Consider the following 25,499-nt stretch of genomic DNA (forward strand, 5'->3'; position numbering starts at 1 on the left):
CAAGAGTAGGACGTTGCCAGGTAATTAAGACCCGAAAGGGTCTTTTTTTGCATCAAAAGAATTTTAACTGCATGGGTTGATGTATAAATACTATTAATTTTAAAAAAGTAATCATGATACTTTGACGGTATGGTCTTCAAGTGCGCTCATTTTTTTATGTTATTATGTTAAAATGTAGAAGATTAAAACGTTATACTGTTGTATAAGCAGATGTGTATTTTACTATATAATAGTAGGATTGTAATGAAACAAAAATATAGAAATAGAAATTGAAAAGTGAGGATAAGTATGAGTGAATCATTGTTACATAAATTGAAAGGATTATTAGCTGAAGAACCTATTTCATTACATGTACCTGGACATAAAAATATGACTATCGGATACTTAAACCAATTGAATTTTAAAATGGATATGACAGAAATTACAGGACTTGATGACTTACATTCCCCTGAGTCTGTAATAGCTGAAAGTATGCAAAGAGTTACCAAACATCCTGATTATGACGCTTATTATTTAGTAAATGGTACCACTTCAGGAATATTGTCTGTAATTCAAGCATTTTCCTCAAAAAAAGGGGATTATGCGATAGTGCGGAATGCACATAAATCTGTATTTCATGCATTAGATTTAATAAAGGCAAAAGCACAATTATTAAAAATGGATATTAGTGATGCTACGAATCAATATCTAGGACCTAACAAAACGTCATTATATGATCAAGTTAAAGATAGTAAGCTAGCGGTATTTACTTATCCTAATTATTATGGTGAATGTTTTGATATTAAATTTGTTATGGAATGTTTAAAGTCATTGAAAATACCAACGCTAATCGATGAAGCACATGGTGCACATCTAGGTTTAGAACATTTCCCTGAGACAACATTAAACTTGGGCGCGGATTATGTTGTGCAATCATATCATAAAACATTGCCATCACTAACGATGAGTTCAGTGATATTTATTCATAAAAATGCACCTTATAGAGAAGAGGTCATAAAATATTTATCTTATTTTCAATCTTCTAGTCCATCTTATCTATTAATGAGTAGTTTAGAACTCGCGCAAAAATTTTATGAAGACTATAATAGTGAACATTTTTTTCAAAAAAGAGAACAACTGATTCAACGATTAAAAAGCAAAGGGTTAGAAGTTGTTGAGGTTGATGATCCACTGAAAATAAATGTAAGATGTAAGGGATATAATGGCTATGAATTGCAATCATACTTTGAAACACAGCATATTTATGTTGAATTGGCTGATGACCTTCAAGTATTAATGGTCTTGCCATTATGGCATGAAGATGATCAATACCCATTTGATGAACTATTATCAAGGATTGAAAAAATCCAATTAGTAGAGAGACCGCAGGATATAAATACTAGCATACCGTATAGAACTGAAAGTAGTGTGTACTATGGTGGCGAAATACAGCATGTGCGAAAAATAGACATTAAACATGCTGGAAATAAAATATTAGCCAATCACATTGTGCCATATCCTCCTGGCGTTCCGTTAATGTTTAAGGGAGAAAAAATAACAGAAGATATGGTAAAATTAATGGATTATTGGTGTGAACATCATCAAAGAGTTGAAGGAATTAAAAATTTAAAAATAGAAATTAAGGATGAATAAGATGTCAGCTTTTATAACTTTTGAAGGACCAGAAGGTTCTGGAAAAACAACTGTGATACAACAAGTTGCAGAAAAACTAAAACATGAATATCATATTGTACTTACGAGAGAGCCAGGAGGCGTAAAGACAGGAGAGCAGATAAGAGAAGTATTACTCGAGGGAGAAGACATGGATGATCGGACTGAAGCATTATTATTTGCTGCATCAAGACGCGAACATCTTGTAGGCAAAGTTATCCCAGCATTAGATAATGGTAATATTGTTTTATGTGATCGCTATATTGATAGTTCATTAGCATATCAAGGGTATGCAAGGGGTATAGGTATAGAAGAAGTTAAATCTATTAATGAATTTGCGATTAATGGATTATATCCAGATTTAACTATCTATCTAGATGTAAGTGTCGAAGTTGGTAGAGAGAGAATACTAAAAAATCAAAGAAATCAAAATCGTTTAGATCAAGAAGATGTAAAATTTCATGAAAAAGTAGTTGAAGGTTATAAAAAGATTATTCATAATGAGTCTGAACGCTTTATTGTAATTAATGCGGATCAAAGTATAGATAAAGTAGTGAATACAACGTATGAATCTATCACCAATTATTTAGAAAAATTATGATATAATATTCAAAAGAGGTGTTTAGTATGAAAATGATTATAGCAATCGTACAAGACCAGGATAGTCAGGAACTTTCGGACAAACTTGTTAAACATAATTTTAGAGCGACAAAACTTGCAACAACAGGTGGATTTTTAAGAGCAGGCAACACAACGTTCTTATCAGGTGTAGAAGATAATCGTGTCGATGAAATGCTACAGGTTATTAATGATACTTGTGGTAATAGAGAACAACTTGTATCGCCGATTACCCCGATGGGTGGAAGCGCTGATTCATATATACCTTATCCAGTTGAAGTGGAAGTTGGCGGCGCAACGGTATTTGTTATGCCAGTAGAAGCGTTCCATCAATTCTAAAAATATGGTTGCTGTATATGGTAACTTTTCGAATTACATGTTGCTAAGTGATTAGCTAATGTTAAATGTAATTTGTTAAGGCACTGTGTATTAGCAGCCTTTTTATATAAAGGAGCAACATTATCATGGATGAATTAGAAAGACTGACAAAAGCATATCAATCTAATAAACTATCGCATGCATATTTATTTGAAGGTGACGATGGACAGACAATGCAACAAGTTGCTATCGATTTTTCTAAAATGATTTTATGTGGTGAAGAAAATCAATGTCAGTTAAAAGTAGAAACATTTAATCATCCAGATTTTATGTATGTGTCTTCTGAAGAAACGACAATAAAAAAGGATCAAATAGAGCAATTAGTACATCATATGAATCAATTGCCTATTGAAGGAAATTATAAAGTATATATTATAGAATCCTTTGAAAAATTAACGATTCAAGGTGAAAATAGTATATTAAAATTTCTAGAAGAGCCTCCAGATAATACAATTGCCATTTTATTAACTACGAAACCAGAGCAAATTTTAGACACAATTCACTCGAGATGTCAGCATGTTTATTTTAAACCAATTAATAAATTAAATTTTATAGATAGATTAGTGGAGCGAGAAATCACACGACCTGTTGCGGAATTGTTAAGCGCCTATACAACACAGATAGAGACTGCAGTTGCGTTAAACGAAGACTCAGACTTAATGGCACTGCGAAAGAGTATCATTAAATGGTGTCAGTTAATATTGAAAAATCGTTCTATGGCATTAATAGCAATTGTTGATTTATTGAAACAAGCTAAAAACAGACGCTTACAGTTATTATCATTGGCAGCAGTTAACAGTTTCTTTGAAGATATTATGCATGCTAAAGTAGGATTAGAAGATGAAATGATATTTCAAGATTTACAGGTGGAAATTAAACAATACGCACAAAATTTAACATATAATCAGATTGTTTTAATGTTTGATCAGTTAACTGAAGCACATAAAAAATTAAATCAAAATGTAAATCCAACATTAGTATTTGAACAAATCGTTATAAAAGGGGTGAAATAATTATGCAAAACGTAGTAGGTATACACTTTCAACACGCAGGTAAAATGGAATATTACTCACCACAAAATTTTGACTTAAGTTTGGGTGAGTGGGTTGTTGTTGAATCAAAACGAGGATTAGAAGTTGGAAGAGTGAAGTATGAACCTTTAAATGTAGCTGATGAAGATGTCGCATTACCTTTAAAACAGATTGTTCGTAAAGCTACAGAAAAAGATATAGTACAATACGAACAAAATGAACATGATGCAAAAGATGCTTTGAATTTGTGCAAAGATATCATTCAACAACAGCATTTGGATATGCGTTTAGTAAATTGTGAATTTACTTTGGATAAATCGAAAGTTATTTTTAATTTTACATCAGATGAGCGTGTAGATTTTAGAAAATTAGTGAAGGTATTAGCTCAAAAATTGAGAACAAGAATAGAATTAAGACAAATCGGTGTTAGAGATGAAGCAAAATTATTGGGGGGCATTGGACCTTGTGGTCGTTCGTTATGTTGTTCGACTTTTTTAGGTGACTTTGAACCAGTTTCGATAAAAATGGCTAAAGATCAGAATTTATCATTAAATCCTTCAAAGATTTCTGGTGCTTGTGGTCGACTTATGTGCTGTTTGAAATATGAAAATGACTATTATGAAGAAGCAAGAGCTCAGTTACCAGATGTTGGGGATGTCATTGAAACGCCGGAAGGTAATGGTAGAGTTGTGGGCTTAAATATTTTAGATATATCTATGCAGGTTAAAATAGAGGGTCTTGAACAACCATTAGAATATAAAATGGAAGAATTAGAAACATTAAATTAGGAGGCCGTGACAACATTGAATCGAAGCGACATATTTGAAAATCTAGCTCATTTAGAGGAAAACATTAATCAAATTAATCGTGACATGTTAAATTTAAAAAATCTTACAGTAGCATTAATTGAAGAAAATGTCGCATTACAAATAGAGAATGAGAATTTAAAAACATTAATAGGTAAAGAAGAAAAAACTAAAAAAATAGAAAATGATAAAAAAGATCAACCTAAACGCCCATTACGTAGCAAAGATAATTTAGCGATGCTATACAAAGAAGGCTTCCATATATGCAATGGAGAGCTATTTGGCAAACATAGAAAAGGCGACGACTGTCTGTTTTGTCTCGAAGTATTAAGTGAGTAGTATAAATATCATTTATAAGAATAGAAAAATATGGAGTTGAGGATGAGAAAAGCGATAGGCTTCATTAGCGAAGCATCGTAAACTCATCCTCTTTTTTGGAGGTTACAAAAATGTTAATGGAAAATGAGAGGTATGATTTTTTATTAAAAGAGAAATTAGAAATTATACAAAATGATGATGTTTTTTCTTTTTCAACGGATGCTTTGTTACTCGCGCATTTTACAAAAGTAAAGAAAAAAGATGTCATTATGGATCTGTGTTCTGGTAATGGTGTTATTCCTTTGTTACTATCTCATAAAGGAAATCAATTTATTGAAGGTATCGAAATACAAGCACAATTAGTGAACATGGCTAAAAGAAGTATTGCTCACAATCATCTGAACAAAAGAATTCATATGTATCATATGGATTTGAAGCAAGCACATCATACGTTTAAACCATCACAGTATAGTCTTGTTACATGTAATCCTCCGTATTTTAAAGTGAATCAACAATTTCAGCATCAAAAAGATGCACATAAAATTGCGAGACATGAGATAATGTGTACATTGGATGATTGTTGTTTTGAGGCGCGGCATTTATTGAAAGAAGGCGGTAGGTTTTTAATTGTCCATCGTGCTGACCGTCTTATGGATGTCTTAAGTAGTATGAGACATTATCGAATAGAACCTAAGAAGCTTTATTTTATTTATAGTAAACCTGGTAAAGTAGCTCAAACAATTGTAGTTGAGGGTAGAAAAGGTGGTAACCAAGGTTTAGACATACAGCAACCATTCTATATATATAATGAAGATGGAACATATTCAGAAGAAATGAGAGAAATCTATTATGGATAAGCATTTTATTTATATCGTTAGATGTAAAGATGGAAGTTTATATACTGGTTATGCAAAAGATATAGAACAAAGAATAGCAAAACATAATAGTGGTCAAGGTGCTAAATATACTAAAATAAGACGGCCAGTAGAGTTAGTTTATCAAGAAATGTTTGATACTAAATCAGAAGCTATGAAGCGTGAATATGAAATCAAAACATTTTCTAGACAGAAAAAATTACAGCTGATAAGTGAGGGATAGAAGTATGGCGACATTGTATTTAGTAGGTACACCAATTGGAAATTTAGCTGATATTACATATAGAGCAGTTGATATTTTACGAACAGTAGACTTGATTGCATGTGAAGATACACGTGTGACAAAAAAGCTTTGTGCACATTATGATATACACGCACCGTTGAAATCATATCATGACCATAATAAAGCACAGCAGACGGAATACCTCATTCAGCAATTACAGGAAGGGGTTAATATTGCGTTAGTGTCAGATGCTGGACTACCTTTGATAAGTGATCCTGGATACGAACTTGTAGTAGCTGCTAGAAATAATGGAATCAGAGTTGAGACCGTACCTGGGCCAAATGCCGGGTTAACCGCATTGATGGCAAGTGGGTTACCCTCATTTACATACACGTTTCTTGGGTTTTTACCAAGGAAAGAAAAGGCGAAATATGATTTATTAGAACAACGCATGTTTCAAGATAGTACTTTGATTATTTATGAATCACCGCACCGTGTTAAAGATACATTAAAGACCATTTATAAAATAGATGCGCAAAGAAATGTATCATTAGGTAGGGAATTGACCAAAAAATTCGAAGAAATTATCACGGATAAAGTGGAAAACTTACTAATGAAACTAGATGAAGGAGAAATACTTACAAAAGGCGAATTTGTCATCATCATTGAAGGGGACATTGCAGCAGAAGATACGTCTTGGTTTGAAAATATGTCTATACATGAACACGTTGGACATTATATTAATAAGAATATGAAACCTAAAGTAGCGATTAAACAAGTTGCAGAAGACAGGCAAATGAAGACAAGTGAAGTATATGATGTATATCATAATGTATAAAACGCAAGCTTACAAAATGCAATGCTAAAAAGAAAATTAAATAATAACTTTTTTGAAATTTTATCAATAAAACCAAGCGAAAAATTCCCATAACAAGCTTGATTTATGGTAATGTAGATAAGATAGAGATTATTTATCATGTTGTAAAATGAGTGAAAATTGCTAACGGACAAATACTTAATTTTATGCTAAATCAAACGTATTAAAATGATTAATAAATATAAATTGAACACTTATCTGCTTCATTGAAAATAAAAATAAATTTAGATATATTTGAAGTGAAAGAAACGAGGAGGAACATTGATGGCGAAAGAAACATTTTATATCACTACACCTATATATTATCCGAGTGGGAATTTACATATCGGTCATGCATATACAACTACAGCTGGTGATGTCATCGCACGTTATAAAAGAATGCAAGGCTATGATGTTCGATATTTAACAGGAACGGATGAACATGGTCAAAAAATACAGGAAAAAGCGCAAAAAGCTGGGAAATCAGAATTAGATTATTTGGATGAAATGATTTCAGGCATCAAAGCGTTATGGAAAAAGTTAGAGATATCCAATGATGACTTTATTCGTACAACTGAAGCGCGTCATAAAGAAGTTGTACAACAAATATTTGAACGCTTATTGGCACAAGGTGACATATATCTTGGTGAATACGAAGGCTGGTATTCTGTACCGGATGAAACGTATTATACGGAAACACAACTTGTTGATCCTGTATATGAGAATGGTGCAATTGTCGGAGGTAAAAGCCCTGATTCTGGACACGAAGTAGAATTGGTAAAAGAAGAAAGCTATTTCTTTAATTTATCAAAATATACTGACCGCTTATTAGAATTTTATGATGAAAATCCAGATTTTATTCAACCACCGTCTCGTAAAAATGAGATGATTAATAATTTCATCAAACCAGGATTAGAAGATTTAGCAGTATCTCGTACATCATTTGACTGGGGTATTCATGTTAAATCGAATCCAAAGCATGTTGTTTATGTGTGGATTGATGCGCTAGTAAACTACATATCATCACTTGGTTATTTATCAGATGATGATAGCTTGTTTAAAAAATATTGGCCTGCAGATATCCATATTATGGCGAAGGAAATTGTTAGATTCCATTCCATTATCTGGCCGATTTTATTGATGGCTTTAGATATTCCATTACCTAAAAAAGTCTTTGCTCATGGTTGGATTTTAATGAAAGACGGCAAAATGAGTAAATCAAAAGGAAACGTAGTAGATCCTAACGTATTGATTGATCGTTATGGCTTAGATGCAACACGTTATTATTTAATGCGTGAATTACCATTTGGTTCTGACGGCGTATTTACTCCAGAAGGCTTCGTAGAACGTACAAATTATGATTTAGCTAATGATTTAGGTAACCTAGTTAACCGTACAATTTCAATGGTTAATAAATATTTTAATGGCGAACTACCAGCTTATGAAGGTCCTAAACACGAATTAGACGAAGAAATGGAACAATTGGCACTTGATACAGTGAAAACGTTCCATGAAAATATGGATAATTTACAATTCTCAGTGGCACTTTCAACAATATGGAAATTTATAAGTAGAACGAATAAATATATCGATGAAACAACACCTTGGATTTTAGCAAAAGATGAGAATCAGAAAGACATGCTTGGCAATGTTATGGCTCATTTAGTAGAGAATATTCGTATCATTGCAGTGCTATTAAGACCATTCTTAACAAATGCGCCAAGACAAATTTTTGAACAGTTAAATATCAATTCACCTGAATTATATGAATTTAACAGTATAGAACAGTATGGTGCGTTAACAGAGCCTATTATGGTAAGTAGTAAACCGCAACCTATTTTCCCACGCTTAGAAAGTGATGCTGAAATAGAATATATCAAGCAATCTATGCAACCAGATAAGGTCGAAGAAGCGCAAAAAGAAGTACCTAGTAAAGCACAAATTGATATCAAAGATTTTGATAAGGTAGAAATCAAAGCGGCCACGATTATTGATGCTGAGAATGTAAAAAAATCTGATAAATTATTAAAAATCCAAGTTGATTTAGATAATGAACAACGTCAAATCGTTTCAGGCATTGCTAAGTTCTATCAACCTGAAGATATTATCGGGAAAAAAGTTGCGGTAGTTACCAACTTGAAGCCGGCTAAATTAATGGGTCGAAAATCAGAAGGTATGATTTTATCTGCTGAAAAAGATGGTGTACTTACACTGGTAAGCCTTCCGAATGCAATTCCAAATGGTGCAGTAATTAAGTAATCATTAGATAAAGGGAGCGATTTAATATGCTAATCGATACACATGTTCATTTAAATGCAGAACAATATGATGAAGATTTAGAAGCGGTTATTGAGCGCGCAAAAGATAATGGCGTAGATCGTATGTTTGTAGTAGGCTTTGATACACCGACTGTTGAACGTACAATGGAGCTAATTGATCAATACGACTTTATATACGGTATTATTGGATGGCACCCTGTAGATGCTATTGATTGCACAGAAGAAAGATTGGCATGGATAGAAAAGTTGGCAGCACACCCTAAAGTTATTGGAATTGGTGAAACTGGTTTAGATTATCACTGGGATAAATCTCCAAAAGATGTCCAACAAGCTCTGTTCAGAAAGCAAATTGCGTTAGCTAAACGCGTTAATCTACCAATCATTATTCATAATAGAGAGGCAACACAAGACTGTGTAGATATTTTAAAAGAAGAGCATGCAGAAGAAATTGGCGGTATTATGCATAGCTTTAGTGCGTCACCTGAGATTGCAGATGATGTCATTAATAAATTGAATTTCTATGTATCTTTAGGAGGCCCTGTCACATTTAAAAATGCGAAGCAGCCTAAAGAAGTTGCTAAACATGTACCATTTGATAGATTATTAGTTGAAACAGATGCACCGTTCCTATCTCCACATCCATACAGAGGGAAGCGAAATGAACCAGCACGTGTAACTTTGGTAGCTGAACAAATTGCTGAGTTACGCGAAATTAGCTATGAGGAAGTTTGCCGTCAAACAACTGAAAATGCTGAACGGTTATTTAAATTAAAAGCATAAAGATATTATTTTAAAGGTATCGGTCTGAAATATGGCTTAGTTGGTATATGAATACTAAGAGTAACCATAATTTGAGCCGGTACCTTTTTATTTTTTCTGAAATGAAGTAAAAAATGAAAGGTGTCACAATAAATGAAGATAAATGAATTTATTGTAGTAGAGGGAAGAGATGATACAGAGCGGGTAAAAAACGCTGTTGATTGCGACACAATTGAAACAAATGGAAGTGCAATTGATGAAAAAACGTTGAATGTGATTGCACAAGCATATGAAACACGAGGTGTCATTGTTTTAACAGATCCTGATTTCCCAGGTGATAAAATTCGTAATACAATAAAAAAGCATATTCCAGGGGTTAAACATGCTTATATTGATCGAGAAAAAGCCAAGGGGAAACGTGGTAAAATAGGTGTCGAACATGCGAAAATCGAAGATATCAAAGAAGCTTTGATTCATGTGAGCACGCCATTCGAAGAGGGATATGAAAGCATCAATAAGGATGTTTTGATTGATCTTGGATTAATTATAGGTAAAGACGCACGCAGAAAAAGGGAAATTTTAGGAAGAAAACTTCATATCGGCCATTCTAACGGGAAACAACTACTTAACAAGTTAAATGCTTTTGGTTATACAGAAGAAGACGTTAGAAATGCCTTGAAAGATAATAAAGGAAGTGAAGAATAATTGGATATGAAAGATATTGCCACACCATCGCGAACAAAAGCACTTCTAAATCATTATGGTTTTAGCTTCAAAAAAAGTTTAGGCCAAAACTTTTTAATTGATGTCAACATTATCCATAATATTATAGATGCGAGTAATATAGATGAACGTACGGGTGTTATTGAAGTAGGTCCAGGTATGGGGTCACTGACAGAACAATTGGCTAAAAGTGCAAAAAAAGTAATCGCTTTTGAAATTGATCAACGCTTAATACCAGTACTGAATGAAACAATGGCACCATATAAAAATGTTACGGTGATCAATGAAGATATATTGAAAGCGGATATTGCACATTATGTGACACATGAACTAGCAGATTGTGAGCAAATTTTAGTTGTTGCTAATTTACCATATTATATAACTACACCTATTTTATTAAACTTAATGCAACAAAAATTACCAATTGATGGTTATGTAGTAATGATGCAAAAAGAAGTTGGTGAACGATTAAATGCTGAGGTAGGAACAAAAGCTTATGGATCCTTATCTATAGTTGCGCAGTTTTATACCGAAACCAGCAAAGTGTTGACTGTACCGAAGACAGTATTCTTACCACCTCCAAACGTAGATTCAATCGTAGTGAAGTTAATGAAACGTGAACAACCACTTGTCGATGTAGACGACGAAGATAAATTTTTCAAATTGTCTAAAGCTGCATTCGGGCAAAGAAGAAAAACCATCAACAATAATTATCAAAGTTTGTTTGTTGATGGAAAAGCAAATAAAGAGATAATTGTAAATTGGTTAGAAGCTAGTGGCATTAACCCTAAAAGACGTGGGGAAACGCTTTCTATAAAAGAATTTGCAAATTTATATAATGAATTGAAAAATTTCCCGGAATTGGAATTTTAAATGATTGACAACTGCGTATGACCTTGCTAAAATTGACGTTTATTTGACAAAATCGCGCTAAATGTGTTATTATACAATATGTAGCGAGGTGGAGCAATATGCCAAAATCTATTGGAGACATCAAAAATTCACTTGATTGTCAATTAGGAAACCGTATTGTACTGAAAGCGAATGGTGGTCGTAAAAAAACAATTGAGCGTAGCGGTGTTTTAAAAGAAACTTACCCATCCGTTTTTATTGTTGAACTAGACCAAGATATTCATAATTTTGAGCGTGTATCATATACATACACTGACGTTTTAACAGAAAACGTACAAGTTTCTTTTGAAGATGATAATCATCAAGAAGCAATTGCACACTAAATAGCAGTAATATAAATTGAAAATTTGGTTCAAGCAACCATATTTTTATTTCAGACATTAATATGAGATTGATTAGAAAAAGGTATGTTGGTGAATAGTCATCAATATACCTTTTTCTTTTGAAATATTATAGAATTCATCAGAATTAAAGAGATATAGTTTTATTACGTCAAAATATTATTGTAAAATAAGGAACTAACTGGTTGAATGATACATTAAGGTGCTTAAAGTGATAAGCAAGGTAAATTGGGCAATAAACTTATAAAATTTTGAAAAAAGAATAACGCAAGTATAACAATATGTTAAAATCATTTTATTACCATATCGAATTGAAAGAGGGTGGGAATATGATTTATGAGACTGCGCCAGCAAAAATAAATTTAACGTTGGACACACTCTTCAAACGAGATGATGGTTTTCATGAAGTTGAAATGATTATGACAACGATTGATCTTAATGATCGTTTATCTTTTGAACTGCGCAAAGATAAAAAAATAGTTGTGGACGTAGAGCAAAGTTATGTTCCCTCCGATAATAAAAATTTAGCTTACAAAGCTGCAGAGTTAATGAAAGAAACTTATAATTTAAAGCAAGGTGTTACGATTACAATAGATAAAGATATACCAGTTTCAGCTGGCCTTGCAGGTGGATCGACAGACGCTGCTGCAACATTAAGAGGAATGAATCGACTATATAAGCTAAATAGACCTTTAGAAGAATTGTGTGAGTTAGGCATACAAATAGGAACTGATATTCCTTTTTGTATATATGGGAGAACCGCTTTTTGTAGAGGAAAAGGGGAATTGATTAGATTTATGAACAAGCCGCCTTCTGCATGGGTGATTGTTGCTAAGCCAGATTTAGGCATTTCCTCTCCTGATATTTTTAAAAAGTTAGATTTAACTCAAGAACATGAGGTTTATACTGAAACTTGTAAAGAAGCATTGGATACGGGGAATTATGAATTATTATGTAATAGTCTTTCAAACAGATTGGAACCCATCTCTGGAGAAATGTATTCAGATATTTATAAAATCAAAGAAAATATGCTTAAAAATGGAGCAGATGGTGCTGTAATGAGTGGGAGTGGTCCAACCGTTTATGGATTAACACAAAAAGAACGTCAAGCCAGGCATGTGTATAATGCGGTCAATGGCTGTTGTAACGAAGTATATATTGCAAGATTATTAGGTTAGTGAGAAGGGATGAATAAAATGCGCTATAAAAGAAGTGAACGTATTGTTTATATGACACAATACTTGATGAACAACCCCAATAAATTAATACCTTTAACATTTTTTGTACAAAAATTTAAACAAGCAAAATCATCCATCAGTGAAGATGTACAAATTATTAAATCTACTTTTCAAAAAGAAAAACTGGGCACGGTGATAACAACTGCCGGAGCAAGTGGTGGAGTTACTTATAAACCACAGATGAGTAAAGCAGAAGCAAGTGAAGTTGTAGATGAAGTCATCGAACTTCTGCAAGAAAAGGACAGACTTTTGCCAGGTGGTTATTTATTCTTATCGGATTTAATGGGTAATCCCACTTTATTGAATAAGGTTGGAAAATTAATTGCAACGCTTTATATGGATCAAGAGTTGGATGCGATTGTAACTATCGCTACAAAAGGGATCTCACTAGCAAATGCAGTAGCGAATGTTTTAAATTTACCTGTAGTAGTGATAAGGAAAGATAATAAAGTAACCGAAGGCTCTACGGTCTCTATAAATTATGTGTCGGGTTCCACTAGAAAGATAGAAACGATGGTATTATCTAAGCGTACATTACCAGAAAACTCTAACGTTCTCGTTGTGGATGATTTTATGCGTGCAGGTGGTTCTATTAACGGTGTGATGAATTTAATGAATGAGTTTAAGGCACATGTTAAAGGGGTATCCGTATTAGTAGAATCAAAAGAAGTTAAGCAAAGATTAATTGAAGATTATACTTCCTTAGTTAGATTGTCTGATGTAGATGAATACAATCAGGAATTTAAAGTGGAAAAAGGCAACAGTTTAACTAAATTTACTTAAAGGAGCGGATCAACATCATGAAAGTAGTCAACACTTCAAAAGCACCAGAAGCATTGGGTCCATACTCACATGCAACGGTCATTAACGGGCTTGTGTTTACATCAGGACAAATCCCATTAAATTTAGATGGCGAAATTGTCAGTGATGATGTAAAAGCACAAACGAAGCAAGTCTTAGAAAATGTAAAAGTTGTATTAAATGAAGCTGGATCAAACATAGATTCAGTAATTAAAGCAACAATATTCATTGCTGATATGAATGAATTTCAAAATATAAATGAAGTTTATGGTGAATATTTTGCGGAACATCAACCGGCAAGAAGTTGTGTTGAAGTCGCAAGATTGCCTAAAGATGTAAAAGTTGAAATTGAAGTCATCGCAGAAGTGAAGTAATTTAAAGGATTTATAATTTTTGATGAAATTGTTAAGCTTCTAACAAAGAGATACTAGGGGGGCTCACTACATGAAAGTGACAGATGTAAGACTTAGAAAAATACAAACAGATGGAAGAATGAAAGCTTTAGTTTCAATAACTCTAGATGAATCATTTGTGGTGCATGATTTAAGAGTGATTGAAGGCAACTCAGGTCTATTCGTCGCAATGCCAAGTAAAAGAACACCAGATGGTGAATTTCGTGATATCGCGCATCCAATTAATTCAGAAATGAGACAAGAAATTCAAGATGCGGTTATGAAAGTTTATGACGAAACGGATGAAGTTATCCCTGATAAAAATGCTCAATCATCAGAAGAAACAAATGACGAAGCTTAATATATAAGACGAATCAAATTAAAAAAAGGGTTTGGGATATAAATCTCAATCTCAAAATAAAAAAGACTAATCCGTATACCAATGGATTAGTCTTTTTTTTGTATTAAATATCTTGCGATTTCATCCGTGCATGCTTGCCCAGGGATATGGTTCGAGCCTGTAGTCTCTCACTCATATCATTTCCTAGGGCGTCAGCACGATATAAAATCGCTATAAGTGTAAAGAGAAATCACATTTATATAAAATGATTAATTACTTTAGTTGGATTTTCATTAACGAAAATCCAACCGTTTTGTGTATTAAACTAAAATATGAATATAAAGAATTGAAATAATTTATTATAATGAAAAGGTGACAAAAAATATATTTTTGCTTTTACAAATGAATAATAAATGGCTTAATATAATTACAAGTTATTTTAATAATTAGAAAAACTGACATTTAAATTAATAACGCCACGACCTCTGAAGCGCATTAGTATTTATAAAGTATGACATAAATTTATGACAATCATTTTATTATGATTTATGGAAGTCAAAGATGACAATTATGAATATGTTTAGGAGAAAGAAAATAACTTGAATTGTTTCCATTGTATAACATTAGGGTTTTGAGCCTTGAAAGTGGTACTAGCGTTAAATTATAATAATATAGAAGTGTATAATTTAATGGAGGGTTACACACATGCAAAGACATGCAATAGTACTTGCAGCTGGAAAAGGTACACGTATGAAATCTAAGAAATACAAAGTACTACATGAGGTTGCGGGCAAATCAATGATTGAACATGTCGTTGATAACGTTAAACAATCTGGAGTAGAAAATCTTGTGACCATTGTTGGCCACGGTGCAGAAAGCGTGAAAGAAACGTTGGGAGATACATCTTTATATAGTTTCCAAAACGAACAACTCGGTACTGCACATGCCGTTAAAATGGCGAGTGAGCACTTGAAAGACGAACAAGGTACAACATTAGTGGTTTGTGGCGATACGCCGTTAATAACTGCAGAAACGCTTAAATCACTATTAGAACACCATGAAAGCAATCAAGCTGATGCAACAGTTTTATCAGCGACGACAAGTAATCCTTATGGTTATGGTCGTATTGTGAGAGATGGCAATGATCACTTAGTTAAGATTGTAGAGCAGAAAGATGCTACAGTAGAAGAACAACAAATCAATGAAATTAGCTCAGGTATTTTTGCATTTGATAATAAATTGCTTTTTGAAAAATTAGAACTGGTAAAAAATGATAATGTTCAAGCTGAGTATTATTTACCTGATGTTTTGTCTCTTATTTTACAGGAGCAAGGAACGGTTGAAATCTATCGTACAGATGACTTTGAAGAAATTATGGGTGTCAACGATCGTGTAATGTTAAGTGAGGCAGAGGCAGCTTATAGAAAACGTATCAATGACTACCATATGAGAAATGGTGTAACACTTATTGATCCTGCTACTACATATATAGGTGCAGATGTGAAATTAGCTATGGATGTTACAATTGAGGCAAATGTGAAATTAGCTGGTAACTGTGTAATTGGTGAAGATACGATTGTTGGCCAAAACACAGAAATTCATAATAGTAAAATAGGTTCTAACGTTACAATTAAACAATCGGTTATCAACGAAGCGGTTGTAGGCGACAATACTACAATTGGTCCGTTTGCCCAGTTAAGACCTGGAGCAGACTTAGGTGAAAGTGTTAAAGTTGGAAACTTTGTAGAAGTTAAGAAATCAGTCGTTAAAACAGGTGCTAAATTACCACATTTAAGTTATATTGGTGATGCAGAAATTGGTGAACGTACCAACTTAGGTTGCGGTTCTATCACAGTGAATTATGACGGTAAGCATAAATCCAAAACGATCATCGGCAATGATTCATTTATAGGTTGTAATACCAACTTAGTAGCACCAGTAACTTTAGGTGATAGATCATTTATAGCTGCAGGTTCTACAATTACTGATAACGTGCCACATGACAGTTTAGCATTAGCAAGAGCGAGACAAACAACTAAAGAAGGTTATTTAAAAAAATAGACACGATTAGATTACGATTCTAATCATATATATACAATGTAGATGTAAGGAAGACCTCAATCGACATTTTGTAGATTAATGAGATAAATATAACTTTGTCTATGAACGAAACTAATTGAATGAATTAATTGGAGGACTATAAATGTTAAACAATGAGTATAAGAATTCTGCTTTGAAAATATTCTCTTTAAAAGGTAATGAACCCTTAGCCCAAGAAGTAGCAGATAATGTTGGAATCGAGCTAGGTAAATGTTCTGTAAAACGTTTTAGCGATGGAGAAATTCAAATTAATATTGAAGAAAGTATTCGTGGTTGTGATGTATTTATTATTCAACCGACTTCTAATCCAGTAAACTTACATTTAATGGAATTATTAATTATGATAGATGCTTGTAAACGTGCTTCAGCAGCTAATATTAATATTGTGGTGCCATACTATGGTTACGCTCGTCAAGATAGAAAAGCGCGCAGCCGTGAACCAATTACAGCGAAATTAGTTGCAAACTTAATTGAAACTGCTGGCGCAGATCGCATGATTGCATTAGACTTACATGCACCACAAATCCAAGGATTCTTTAATATGCCAATAGACCACTTAATGGGTGTTCCGATTTTAGCAGAATATTTCCAAAATGATACAGACATTGATCCAGAAGAATGTGTCGTAGTTTCTCCAGATCATGGTGGTGTAACTAGAGCACGTAAACTTGCAGATATTCTAAAAACACCAATTGCAATCATAGATAAACGACGTCCTAAACCTAATGTAGCTGAAGTAATGAATATCGTTGGAGAAATTGAAGGTCGCACAGCGATAATTATTGATGATATCATCGATACAGCTGGTACGATTACATTAGCAGCTCAAGCGCTAAAAGACAAAGGTGCTAAAGATGTTTACGCATGTTGTACACACCCTGTATTATCAGGCCCAGCTAAAGAACGTATTGAAAATTCAGCGATTAAAGAGTTAGTCGTTACAAATTCAATTCAATTAGATGAAAACCGTAAACCAGCTAATACTAAGGAACTGTCAGTAGCAGGTTTATTAGCACAAGCTATTGTGCGCGTATATGAAAGAGAATCTGTTAGTGTGCTATTTGACTAATTAGTGCAATAGTTGTATAATTATTCCGTTCGTGATTTCAATTCACGATTAAATAAACACTTGCAAGCAACATTGTGTTGATGGGTAAGTGAGGGGTTCTTATTATCATAATAAGAACAAAAAATGAAAGGTGGAAATAATATGGCTTCATTAAAGTCAATTATTCGTCAAGGTAAACAAACACGTTCAGACCTTAAAACACTTAGAAAAATTGGTAAAGTACCTGCAATCGTTTATGGTTACGGTACAAAAAATACTTCAGTAAAAGTTGATGAAGTAGAATTTATCAAAGTTATTCGTGAAGTTGGACGTAACGGTGTTATCGAATTAGGTGTAGGTTCTAAAACAATTAAAGTAATGGTTTCAGACTATCAATTCGATCCACTTAAAAACCAAATTACTCACATTGACTTCTTAGCAATCAATATGAGTGAAGAACGTACTGTTGAAGTACCAGTTCAACTTACTGGTGAGGCAGTAGGAGCTAAAGAAGGTGGCGTTGTTGAACAACCATTATTCGACCTTGAAGTAACTGCGACACCAGACAATATCCCTGAATCTATCGAAATTGACATCAGTGAATTAGATGTTAACGATAGCTACTCAGTTGCAGATATTAAAGTTTCAGGTGATTTCACAATCGAAAATGACCCTGAAGAATCTGTAGTAACAGTAGTTCCTCCAACTGAAGAACCTACTGAAGAAGAAATCGAAGCTATGGAAGGCGAATCAGAAACTGAAGAGCCAGAAGTTGTTGGTGAAGAAAAAGAAGACGAAGAAGAAGAGAAAGAAGAAGAGTAATTTCTCTGACGTCATTCTAATACACACGATTTCAATAAGAAAAAATAATCTTAAAAAGCACCATGCTTAATTCGTTAAGCTGGTGTTTTTTTATGTTAATATAGTGAATGATATGAAAATAAAAAAACAAACGGTATAACGTTGTGAAATAATAAATGTTTTTGAGTGAATACAACAATTGGAGGTAACATAATGAAATGTATTGTAGGTTTGGGCAATATTGGTAAACGCTTTGAGCTGACAAAACATAATATCGGTTTTGAAGTTATTGATTATATGTTAGAACACAATCAATTTAAATTAGATAAACAAAAGTATAAAGGTGCCTATACAATAGAACGTTTAGCTGGTGAAAAAGTGATGTTTATAGAACCAATGACAATGATGAATTTGTCTGGTGATGCTGTAGGGCCACTGATGAAGTACTATGACATTGATATAGACGATTTACTTGTACTATATGATGATTTGGATTTACCACAAGGTGAAATTCGCTTACGACAAAAGGGTAGTGCCGGTGGTCATAATGGTATGAAGTCGATTATTCAAACTTTAGGTACAGACCAATTCAAACGCATTCGTATTGGTGTTGATCGTCCTTCCAATGGCATGTCGATTGTTGATTATGTATTACAAAAATTTTCGAAGCAAGAAATGGATACAATGAATAAAGTAATAGAACATTCAGCACGTGCAGTAGAAGCTTATATTGAAAGTTCTCGTTTTGACCGTGTGATGAATGAGTTTAATGGTGAGGTCAAGTGAAATCAATAATTACAGAATATATTAAAAAAGATAAACGCTATCAAGAGTTAAATGAAGTATTTGGTGAAGCAAACGTATTGGTTACTGGACTATCTAGTTCGGCGAAGGCAACAATCATAGCCGAAAAGTTTATTCATAGTTCAAAACAATTACTTGTAGTAACGAACAACTTGTATCAAGCAGACAAACTAGAGAGTGACTTGCAACAATATGTTGATACAGATGATATTTACAAGTATCCAATGCAAGATATTATGACAGAAGAATTTTCAACCCAAAGCCCCCAATTCATGAGCGAACGTGTACGTACTTTAACGGCACTTGCTCAAGAAAAGAGAGGGTTATTTATCGTACCGCTAAATGGTTTTAAAAAATGGTTAACACCTGTTGAAATGTGGAGAGCACATCAACTCAAACTTTCCATTGGTGACGATATTGATATTGATGAATTTTTAAACAAACTTGTAAACATGGGATATCGCAGAGAGAGTGTCGTATCGCATATTGGTGAATTCTCGTTACGTGGTGGCATTATTGACATATATCCGTTAATAGGTTTACCAGTAAGAATCGAATTATTTGATACAGAAGTAGATTCAATTCGAAACTTTGATGTGGAGACGCAACGTTCGGAAGAAAATTTAGACCATGTAGACATTACAACTGCCAGTGATTACATCATTACAGATGAAGTATTAAAGCACACTAAATCAAAATTAAAAGAAGCATATGAGTATACACGTCCAAAAATAGATAAATCTGTACGTAATGACTTAAAAGAAACATATGAAAGTTTTCAACTTTTTGAATCTTCTTTATTTGACCATCAAGTATTACGTAGACTCGCTGCTTTTATGTACGAATCCCCTGCAACCATTATTGATTACTTTAAATCTGATGCGATTGTAGCAGTTGATGAATATAATAGAATCAAAGAAACTGAAACAACACTGGTTTCTGAAGCTGAAGAATTTATGCAGAGTTTAATTGAAAGCGGCAAAGGGTTTATCGGACAGAATTTCTTACAATATGACGGGTTTGAGTCACTATTAAATCGATATCCAGTTACGTATTTTACTTTGTTCACTGCAACGATGCCGGTAGAACTCAACACAATCATTAAATTTTCATGTAAGCCAGTACAACAATTTTATGGCCAATATGATATTATGCGTTCCGAATTCCAACGCTTTATCCAAAATGATTATACGATTGTTGTATTAGCAGAAACTGAATCAAAAAAAGAGCGCATTCAATCAATGTTAAATGAAATGCACATACCAACATTTATAGATACGCCAAGTGCACAAAGTGAAGGTGGTAGTGCAATCATCACTGAAGGTAGCCTATCAGAAGGTTTTGAATTACCATATATGCACCTTGTTGTTGTAACAGAACGTGAATTATTTAAATCAAAACAAAAGAAAAAAGCAAAACAACATAAGAAATTAACAAATGCAGAAAAAATTAAATCATATCAAGATTTGAAAGTCGGAGATTTTGTTGTTCATGTTCACCATGGTGTAGGTAAATATTTAGGTGTCGAAACACTTGAAGTTGGCGGCGTTCATAAAGATTATATAAAACTGCAATACAAAGGTACCGATCAATTATTTGTACCAGTAGATCAAATGGATCAAGTACAAAAATATGTTGCTTCCGAAGATAAATCACCCAAATTAAATAAACTTGGTGGTACAGAATGGAAGAAAACAAAAGCTAAAGTTCAACAAAATGTTGAAGATATGGCTGATGAATTAATAGAATTATATAAAGAAAGAGAAATGTCAGTTGGTTATAAATATGGACCAGATACACCACAACAAAATGATTTTGAAATTGACTTCCCTTATGAATTAACGCCAGACCAAGGCAAGTCCATTGAAGAGATTAAACAAGATATGGAAATTGAACGACCAATGGATAGATTATTATGTGGTGATGTTGGTTACGGAAAAACAGAAGTTGCGGTACGAGCAGCTTTTAAAGCTGTAATGGAAGGTAAACAAGTAGCCTTTCTTGTGCCTACGACAATCTTAGCGCAACAACACTATGAAACTTTAATCGAGCGCATGCAAGATTTTCCTATAGAAATCCAACTGATTAGTAGATTTAGAACTACTAAGGAAGTTAAAGAGGTTAAAGAGGGACTTAAATCAGGATATGTTGATATCGTTGTTGGTACGCATAAATTGTTAGGTAAAGATATTCATTATAAAGATTTGGGCTTACTCATCGTAGATGAAGAACAACGTTTTGGCGTAAGACACAAAGAAAAGATTAAGTCACTTAAGACAAATGTTGATGTATTAACTTTAACTGCAACACCGATTCCGAGAACCCTACATATGAGTATGTTGGGCGTGCGTGATTTATCGGTCATTGAAACACCACCAGAAAATCGTTTTCCTGTGCAAACGTATGTATTAGAGCAAAATATGAATTTTATTAAAGAAGCTTTAGAAAGAGAATTATCACGTGAGGGCCAGGTTTTTTACTTATACAATAAAGTGCAATCGATTTATGAAAAACGCGAACAATTGCAAATGTTAATGCCAGAAGCAAATATCGGTGTGGCACACGGTCAAATGAATGAACGTGATTTAGAAGAAACGATGTTGAGCTTTATCAACCATGAATTTGATATTCTTGTAACGACAACGATTATCGAAACTGGCGTAGACGTTCCAAATGCCAATACTTTAATTATCGAAGATGCCGATAAATTTGGATTGAGCCAATTATATCAATTACGAGGACGTGTGGGGCGTTCAAGTCGTATAGGTTATGCATATTTCTTACATCCATCTAACAAGGTATTATCAGAGACTGCTGAAGAAAGACTACAGGCAATCAAAGAATTTACTGAATTAGGTTCCGGTTTTAAAATTGCAATGCGGGATTTAAATATTCGAGGTGCAGGGAATCTTTTAGGTAAACAACAACATGGATTTATTGACTCCGTAGGCTTTGATTTATACTCACAAATGTTAGAAGAAGCGGTGAATGAAAAACGAGGTATTAAAGAAGAACAACCTGATGCTCCCGAAGTTGAAATTGAACTAAATATTGATGCTTATTTACCAGCTGAATATATTCCAAATGAACAGGCAAAAATAGAAATTTATAAAAAATTACGTAAAATTGAGACGGAATCGCAATTGATGGATGTTAAAGATGAGCTGATTGACCGCTTTAATGATTATCCAGTTGAGGTTGAAAGATTGCTAGAAATGATGGAAATAAAAGTGCATGCGTTGAATGCAGGTGTAACACTTATTAAAGATGTAGGTAAAAAAATAGAGATTTATTTATCCGAAAAAGGCACTACAGACATCAATGGTGAAGCACTCTTTAAACAAACCCAACCACTTGGACGTGCAATGAAAGTTGGTGTTCAAGATGGTAAAATGAAAGTGACACTCAATAAAGATAAAGTATGGTTAGATAGTTTGAAATTCTTAGCGAAATGTTTAGAAGAAAGTATGGTTATACCAGATGAACGTTAAATCTGAAACAAAAGGTGTTTTTAATGGCGTTGTTGTACTAACTATAGCGCTTATCATTGTTAAAGTATTAAGTGCGTTGTACCGTGTGCCTTATCAAAATATACTAGGAGATGGAGGTCTATACGCTTATCAACAAGTATATCCAATAGTAGCTTTAGGTGTTATTTTATCGATGAATGCCATTCCTAGTGCAGTCACTCAAACTTTTAGCGCAAGCGGACAACCCAATCAATATACACGCGTGTTATTAAGGTTACAATTTGCTGGTGTTATCTTTTTCTTAGTTTTATTTACTTGTGCACATTGGGTTGCTTTTCTAATGGGAGATGTCAATTTAGCACCTATGTTAAGGGCGGCAAGTGTCAGCTTTTTATTTGTTGGCATACTTGGTGTCTATAGGGGTTACTATCAGGCACACCATGAGATGAACATACCTGCAATTTCCCAGGTTATAGAACAATTTATTCGTGTCGTAATTATCATGATTGCCATTGTGATGTTTATGAGTCATTCATGGAGTATATATCGTGCAGGTACATTAGCGATTGTTGGTTCAGGTATTGGTTTTTTAGCATCTAGTTTGTTTCTAATACAACGGAAACCTTTTAAATTATCTAGAGCACATGCCAGTGTTGATGTTGCTTGGAAAAAGTTAACGCTAGGTATTGTTGTATTCGCGGTGAGCCAATTGATCGTTATTGTATGGCAAGTGGAGGATAGTTTTACAGTGATACATGCACTTCAAATGACTGGTTTAGATTTTGACGAAGCAACTATTTTTAAAGGCATTTATGATCGCGGTGCCTCTTTTATACAGATGGGGTTAATTGTAACGACGACGTTCTGTTTTGTGCTTATTCCATTACTAACAGATGCATTAAAAACAAAGCAACATATACTGGTGAATCGCTATGCTAATGCATCGATAAAGATTACGATTTTATTTAGTGTGGCAGCAGCTATAGGTTTGATCAATTTGCTCCCTGTAATGAACAGTGTGTTCTTCAAAAACGATAGTTTGAACGGAACGTTATCCGTATATATGCTTACAGTTATATGTGTTTCTCTTATAATGATGGATATTGCTTTATTACAAGTGAAAAATCGCGTTAAAGTTATTTTGTTCGCATTTGGCATTGGTGTTGTGGTCAAAGCGATATTGAATATGGTTTTAATACCACAACTTTCAATTTTCGGTGCCAGTCTAAGTACTGTCATTTCATTGCTGTTATTTGTGTGGGTTTTACAGTACCAAGTATTAAAAATGTATCATTTCCAAACAATGAAAAAATTCATTGTTAAATTAGCGGGTACAATGATGCTATTATCTATCACAGTACAAATAGTCATGTTTCTTATCCCAGGAGAAGGTAGAATGCAAGGTTTAGTCGAATTAGCCATAGCAGCTACCATTGGCGTTATTGTAGTGATTTTTTCTATCGTACGCATGCAATTATTAAGTTTTAGAGAACTCAAACATCTACCTTTTGGAGATAAACTATTCCATATGAAAAGAGGGAAACATTAATGACAAATAAAATAACAGTTGTTGGATTAGGCAATTACGGTATTGAGGATTTACCATTAGGGATTTATAAATTTTTGAAAAAGCAAACATTAGTTTATACACGTACCTTTGACCACCCAGTCATCCAAGACTTAACAATGGAAGGTATCAATATTGAAAGCTTTGATCAAGAATATAAAAATCATGACGCTTTTCAAAATGTATATGAAGCTATTGTGTCAAAATTGATAAATACTGCAAAAGAAAATAATATTGTATATACAGTACCAGGCCATCCACGTGTAGCTGAGACAACAACTGTGTATTTAGAACAATATGCACAAAAACATTCTGATATAGAAGTTGAAATATTAGGTGGTAAAAGCTTTATAGACGATATATTTGAAGCGGTGAAGGTTGATCCTAACGATGGTTTTACAATGTTAGATGCAACAGATCTTCAAAAAGAAAAATTGAATATTCGTACACATACACTTATCACACAAGTTTATAGTGCAATGGTCGCTGGTGATTTAAAAGTGACATTGATGGAACGTTATAGTGATGACCAACTTGTTTATATCGTAGATGGTGCCAGAAATAATTATGCCAACGTTATCAAAACACCGTTATATGAAATAGATCATTACGACGAAGTTTTTAACAATATAACTAGTGTATTTATTCCAAAAGTGGAAATTGAAGAAACATACTTTGGTGATTTTAACTATGCAGTTGGTATCATTGACCACTTAGTAGATGACGAGAAAGGTTGCCCATGGGATAAAGTTCAAACACATCATACTTTAAAACGTTATTTGTTGGAAGAAACATTCGAATTGTTTGAAGCGATAGATAATGAAGACGATTGGCACATGATAGAAGAGTTAGGAGACATTCTATTACAGGTATTACTACATGCAAGCATAGGAAAAAAAGAAGGTTATATGGATATTAATGAAGTGATACAAAGTCTTTCAGAAAAAATGATACGTAGACATCCACATGTTTTTGGTGATGCAAAAGCAGAAACAGAAGAAGATTTAAAAAATATTTGGTCTAATGCTAAGTCTAAGGAAGGTAAAGAAGAGCGTGTGAAATTTGAGAAAGTATTTGCAGACCACTTCTTAGCATTGTATGATAAAACAAAAAATAAATCGTTAGATGAAAATGCTTTAAAACGAATTTTAGAGCAAGGAGGAAAATAA

General features: G+C 33.5%; 25 protein-coding genes. All 25 read left to right on the forward strand.

Annotated elements, in window-relative coordinates:
- Positions 1–288: 288 nt before the first annotated feature.
- A complete protein-coding gene (locus tag KA873_RS11850) occupies positions 289–1,632 on the forward strand; it encodes an Orn/Lys/Arg family decarboxylase (protein WP_210140474.1) in 1,344 nt (447 codons plus the stop codon).
- Position 1,633: 1 nt separating this feature from the next.
- A complete protein-coding gene (gene tmk, locus KA873_RS11855; protein ID WP_107386356.1) occupies positions 1,634–2,251 on the forward strand; it encodes a dTMP kinase in 618 nt (205 codons plus the stop codon).
- 26 nt (positions 2,252–2,277) lie between these two features.
- The gene (locus KA873_RS11860) at positions 2,278–2,607 is read left to right on the forward strand and encodes a cyclic-di-AMP receptor (RefSeq protein ID WP_046206571.1); all 330 of its coding nucleotides are present in this window, start codon (positions 2,278–2,280) and stop codon (positions 2,605–2,607) included.
- 125 nt (positions 2,608–2,732) lie between these two features.
- Positions 2,733–3,659 carry a DNA polymerase III subunit delta' C-terminal domain-containing protein gene (locus KA873_RS11865; protein ID WP_107386357.1) on the forward strand — a complete coding sequence of 309 codons (927 nt, stop codon included), beginning with the start codon at positions 2,733–2,735 and terminating at the stop codon, positions 3,657–3,659.
- 2 nt (positions 3,660–3,661) lie between these two features.
- Complete coding sequence (locus KA873_RS11870) at positions 3,662–4,465, forward strand: PSP1 domain-containing protein (protein WP_107386358.1); 804 nt, start codon at positions 3,662–3,664, stop codon at positions 4,463–4,465.
- 15 nt (positions 4,466–4,480) lie between these two features.
- Positions 4,481–4,822 (forward strand): DNA replication initiation control protein YabA, encoded by a 342-nt coding sequence (gene yabA, locus KA873_RS11875; protein WP_107386359.1) that lies wholly within the window; start codon positions 4,481–4,483, stop codon positions 4,820–4,822.
- 110 nt (positions 4,823–4,932) lie between these two features.
- Positions 4,933–5,658 (forward strand): tRNA1(Val) (adenine(37)-N6)-methyltransferase, encoded by a 726-nt coding sequence (locus KA873_RS11880; RefSeq protein ID WP_107386360.1) that lies wholly within the window; start codon positions 4,933–4,935, stop codon positions 5,656–5,658.
- Complete coding sequence (locus KA873_RS11885; RefSeq protein ID WP_107384057.1) at positions 5,651–5,899, forward strand: GIY-YIG nuclease family protein; 249 nt, start codon at positions 5,651–5,653, stop codon at positions 5,897–5,899. Before KA873_RS11880 ends, KA873_RS11885 begins: the two co-directional genes overlap by 8 nt.
- Before the next feature lie 4 nt (positions 5,900–5,903).
- Positions 5,904–6,737 (forward strand): 16S rRNA (cytidine(1402)-2'-O)-methyltransferase, encoded by an 834-nt coding sequence (rsmI, locus tag KA873_RS11890; protein WP_107504691.1) that lies wholly within the window; start codon positions 5,904–5,906, stop codon positions 6,735–6,737.
- Positions 6,738–7,040: 303 nt separating this feature from the next.
- Positions 7,041–9,014 (forward strand): methionine--tRNA ligase, encoded by a 1,974-nt coding sequence (gene metG / locus KA873_RS11895; RefSeq protein ID WP_210140476.1) that lies wholly within the window; start codon positions 7,041–7,043, stop codon positions 9,012–9,014.
- Between the two features lie 26 nt (positions 9,015–9,040).
- Entirely contained in the window at positions 9,041–9,814 is a 774-nt protein-coding gene (locus tag KA873_RS11900; RefSeq protein ID WP_210140483.1) for a TatD family hydrolase, read from the forward strand.
- 132 nt (positions 9,815–9,946) lie between these two features.
- The gene (gene rnmV / locus KA873_RS11905) at positions 9,947–10,498 is read left to right on the forward strand and encodes a ribonuclease M5 (RefSeq protein WP_210140484.1); all 552 of its coding nucleotides are present in this window, start codon (positions 9,947–9,949) and stop codon (positions 10,496–10,498) included.
- Between the two features lie 6 nt (positions 10,499–10,504).
- Positions 10,505–11,389 carry a 16S rRNA (adenine(1518)-N(6)/adenine(1519)-N(6))-dimethyltransferase RsmA gene (gene rsmA / locus KA873_RS11910; RefSeq protein ID WP_181187776.1) on the forward strand — a complete coding sequence of 295 codons (885 nt, stop codon included), beginning with the start codon at positions 10,505–10,507 and terminating at the stop codon, positions 11,387–11,389.
- Positions 11,390–11,487: 98 nt separating this feature from the next.
- Complete coding sequence (veg, locus tag KA873_RS11915) at positions 11,488–11,751, forward strand: biofilm formation stimulator Veg (protein WP_019467722.1); 264 nt, start codon at positions 11,488–11,490, stop codon at positions 11,749–11,751.
- Between the two features lie 347 nt (positions 11,752–12,098).
- Positions 12,099–12,947 carry a 4-(cytidine 5'-diphospho)-2-C-methyl-D-erythritol kinase gene (gene ispE / locus KA873_RS11920; protein WP_210140485.1) on the forward strand — a complete coding sequence of 283 codons (849 nt, stop codon included), beginning with the start codon at positions 12,099–12,101 and terminating at the stop codon, positions 12,945–12,947.
- Between the two features lie 18 nt (positions 12,948–12,965).
- Positions 12,966–13,790, forward strand: coding sequence for a pur operon repressor (purR, locus tag KA873_RS11925; RefSeq protein ID WP_107386366.1), 825 nt, complete (start codon positions 12,966–12,968; stop codon positions 13,788–13,790).
- Between the two features lie 17 nt (positions 13,791–13,807).
- Positions 13,808–14,182, forward strand: a complete 375-nt coding sequence (locus KA873_RS11930) for a RidA family protein (protein WP_019467719.1) — start codon at positions 13,808–13,810, stop codon at positions 14,180–14,182.
- 70 nt (positions 14,183–14,252) lie between these two features.
- A complete protein-coding gene (gene spoVG, locus KA873_RS11935) occupies positions 14,253–14,561 on the forward strand; it encodes a septation regulator SpoVG (RefSeq protein ID WP_019467718.1) in 309 nt (102 codons plus the stop codon).
- A 684-nt stretch (positions 14,562–15,245) separates the two neighbouring features.
- Positions 15,246–16,601, forward strand: coding sequence for a bifunctional UDP-N-acetylglucosamine diphosphorylase/glucosamine-1-phosphate N-acetyltransferase GlmU (gene glmU / locus KA873_RS11940; RefSeq protein ID WP_107386293.1), 1,356 nt, complete (start codon positions 15,246–15,248; stop codon positions 16,599–16,601).
- Between the two features lie 142 nt (positions 16,602–16,743).
- Positions 16,744–17,709 carry a ribose-phosphate diphosphokinase gene (locus tag KA873_RS11945; protein WP_046206556.1) on the forward strand — a complete coding sequence of 322 codons (966 nt, stop codon included), beginning with the start codon at positions 16,744–16,746 and terminating at the stop codon, positions 17,707–17,709.
- Between the two features lie 141 nt (positions 17,710–17,850).
- Positions 17,851–18,510, forward strand: coding sequence for a 50S ribosomal protein L25/general stress protein Ctc (locus tag KA873_RS11950; protein WP_107386292.1), 660 nt, complete (start codon positions 17,851–17,853; stop codon positions 18,508–18,510).
- 192 nt (positions 18,511–18,702) lie between these two features.
- The gene (gene pth, locus KA873_RS11955) at positions 18,703–19,275 is read left to right on the forward strand and encodes an aminoacyl-tRNA hydrolase (protein ID WP_107504686.1); all 573 of its coding nucleotides are present in this window, start codon (positions 18,703–18,705) and stop codon (positions 19,273–19,275) included.
- Positions 19,272–22,784 (forward strand): transcription-repair coupling factor, encoded by a 3,513-nt coding sequence (mfd, locus tag KA873_RS11960; RefSeq protein WP_107386291.1) that lies wholly within the window; start codon positions 19,272–19,274, stop codon positions 22,782–22,784. Before pth ends, mfd begins: the two co-directional genes overlap by 4 nt.
- On the forward strand, positions 22,774–24,312 hold the full coding sequence (locus KA873_RS11965) for a polysaccharide biosynthesis protein (protein WP_210140487.1): 1,539 nt from the start codon (positions 22,774–22,776) through the stop codon (positions 24,310–24,312). Before mfd ends, KA873_RS11965 begins: the two co-directional genes overlap by 11 nt.
- Complete coding sequence (locus tag KA873_RS11970; protein WP_210140489.1) at positions 24,312–25,499, forward strand: MazG nucleotide pyrophosphohydrolase domain-containing protein; 1,188 nt, start codon at positions 24,312–24,314, stop codon at positions 25,497–25,499. The genes KA873_RS11965 and KA873_RS11970 overlap by 1 nt, the downstream gene beginning before the upstream one ends.

Origin of the sequence: Staphylococcus sp. GDY8P45P, assembly GCF_017892745.1 — a bacterium.
Taxonomy (GTDB): Bacteria; Bacillota; Bacilli; order Staphylococcales; family Staphylococcaceae; genus Staphylococcus; species Staphylococcus cohnii.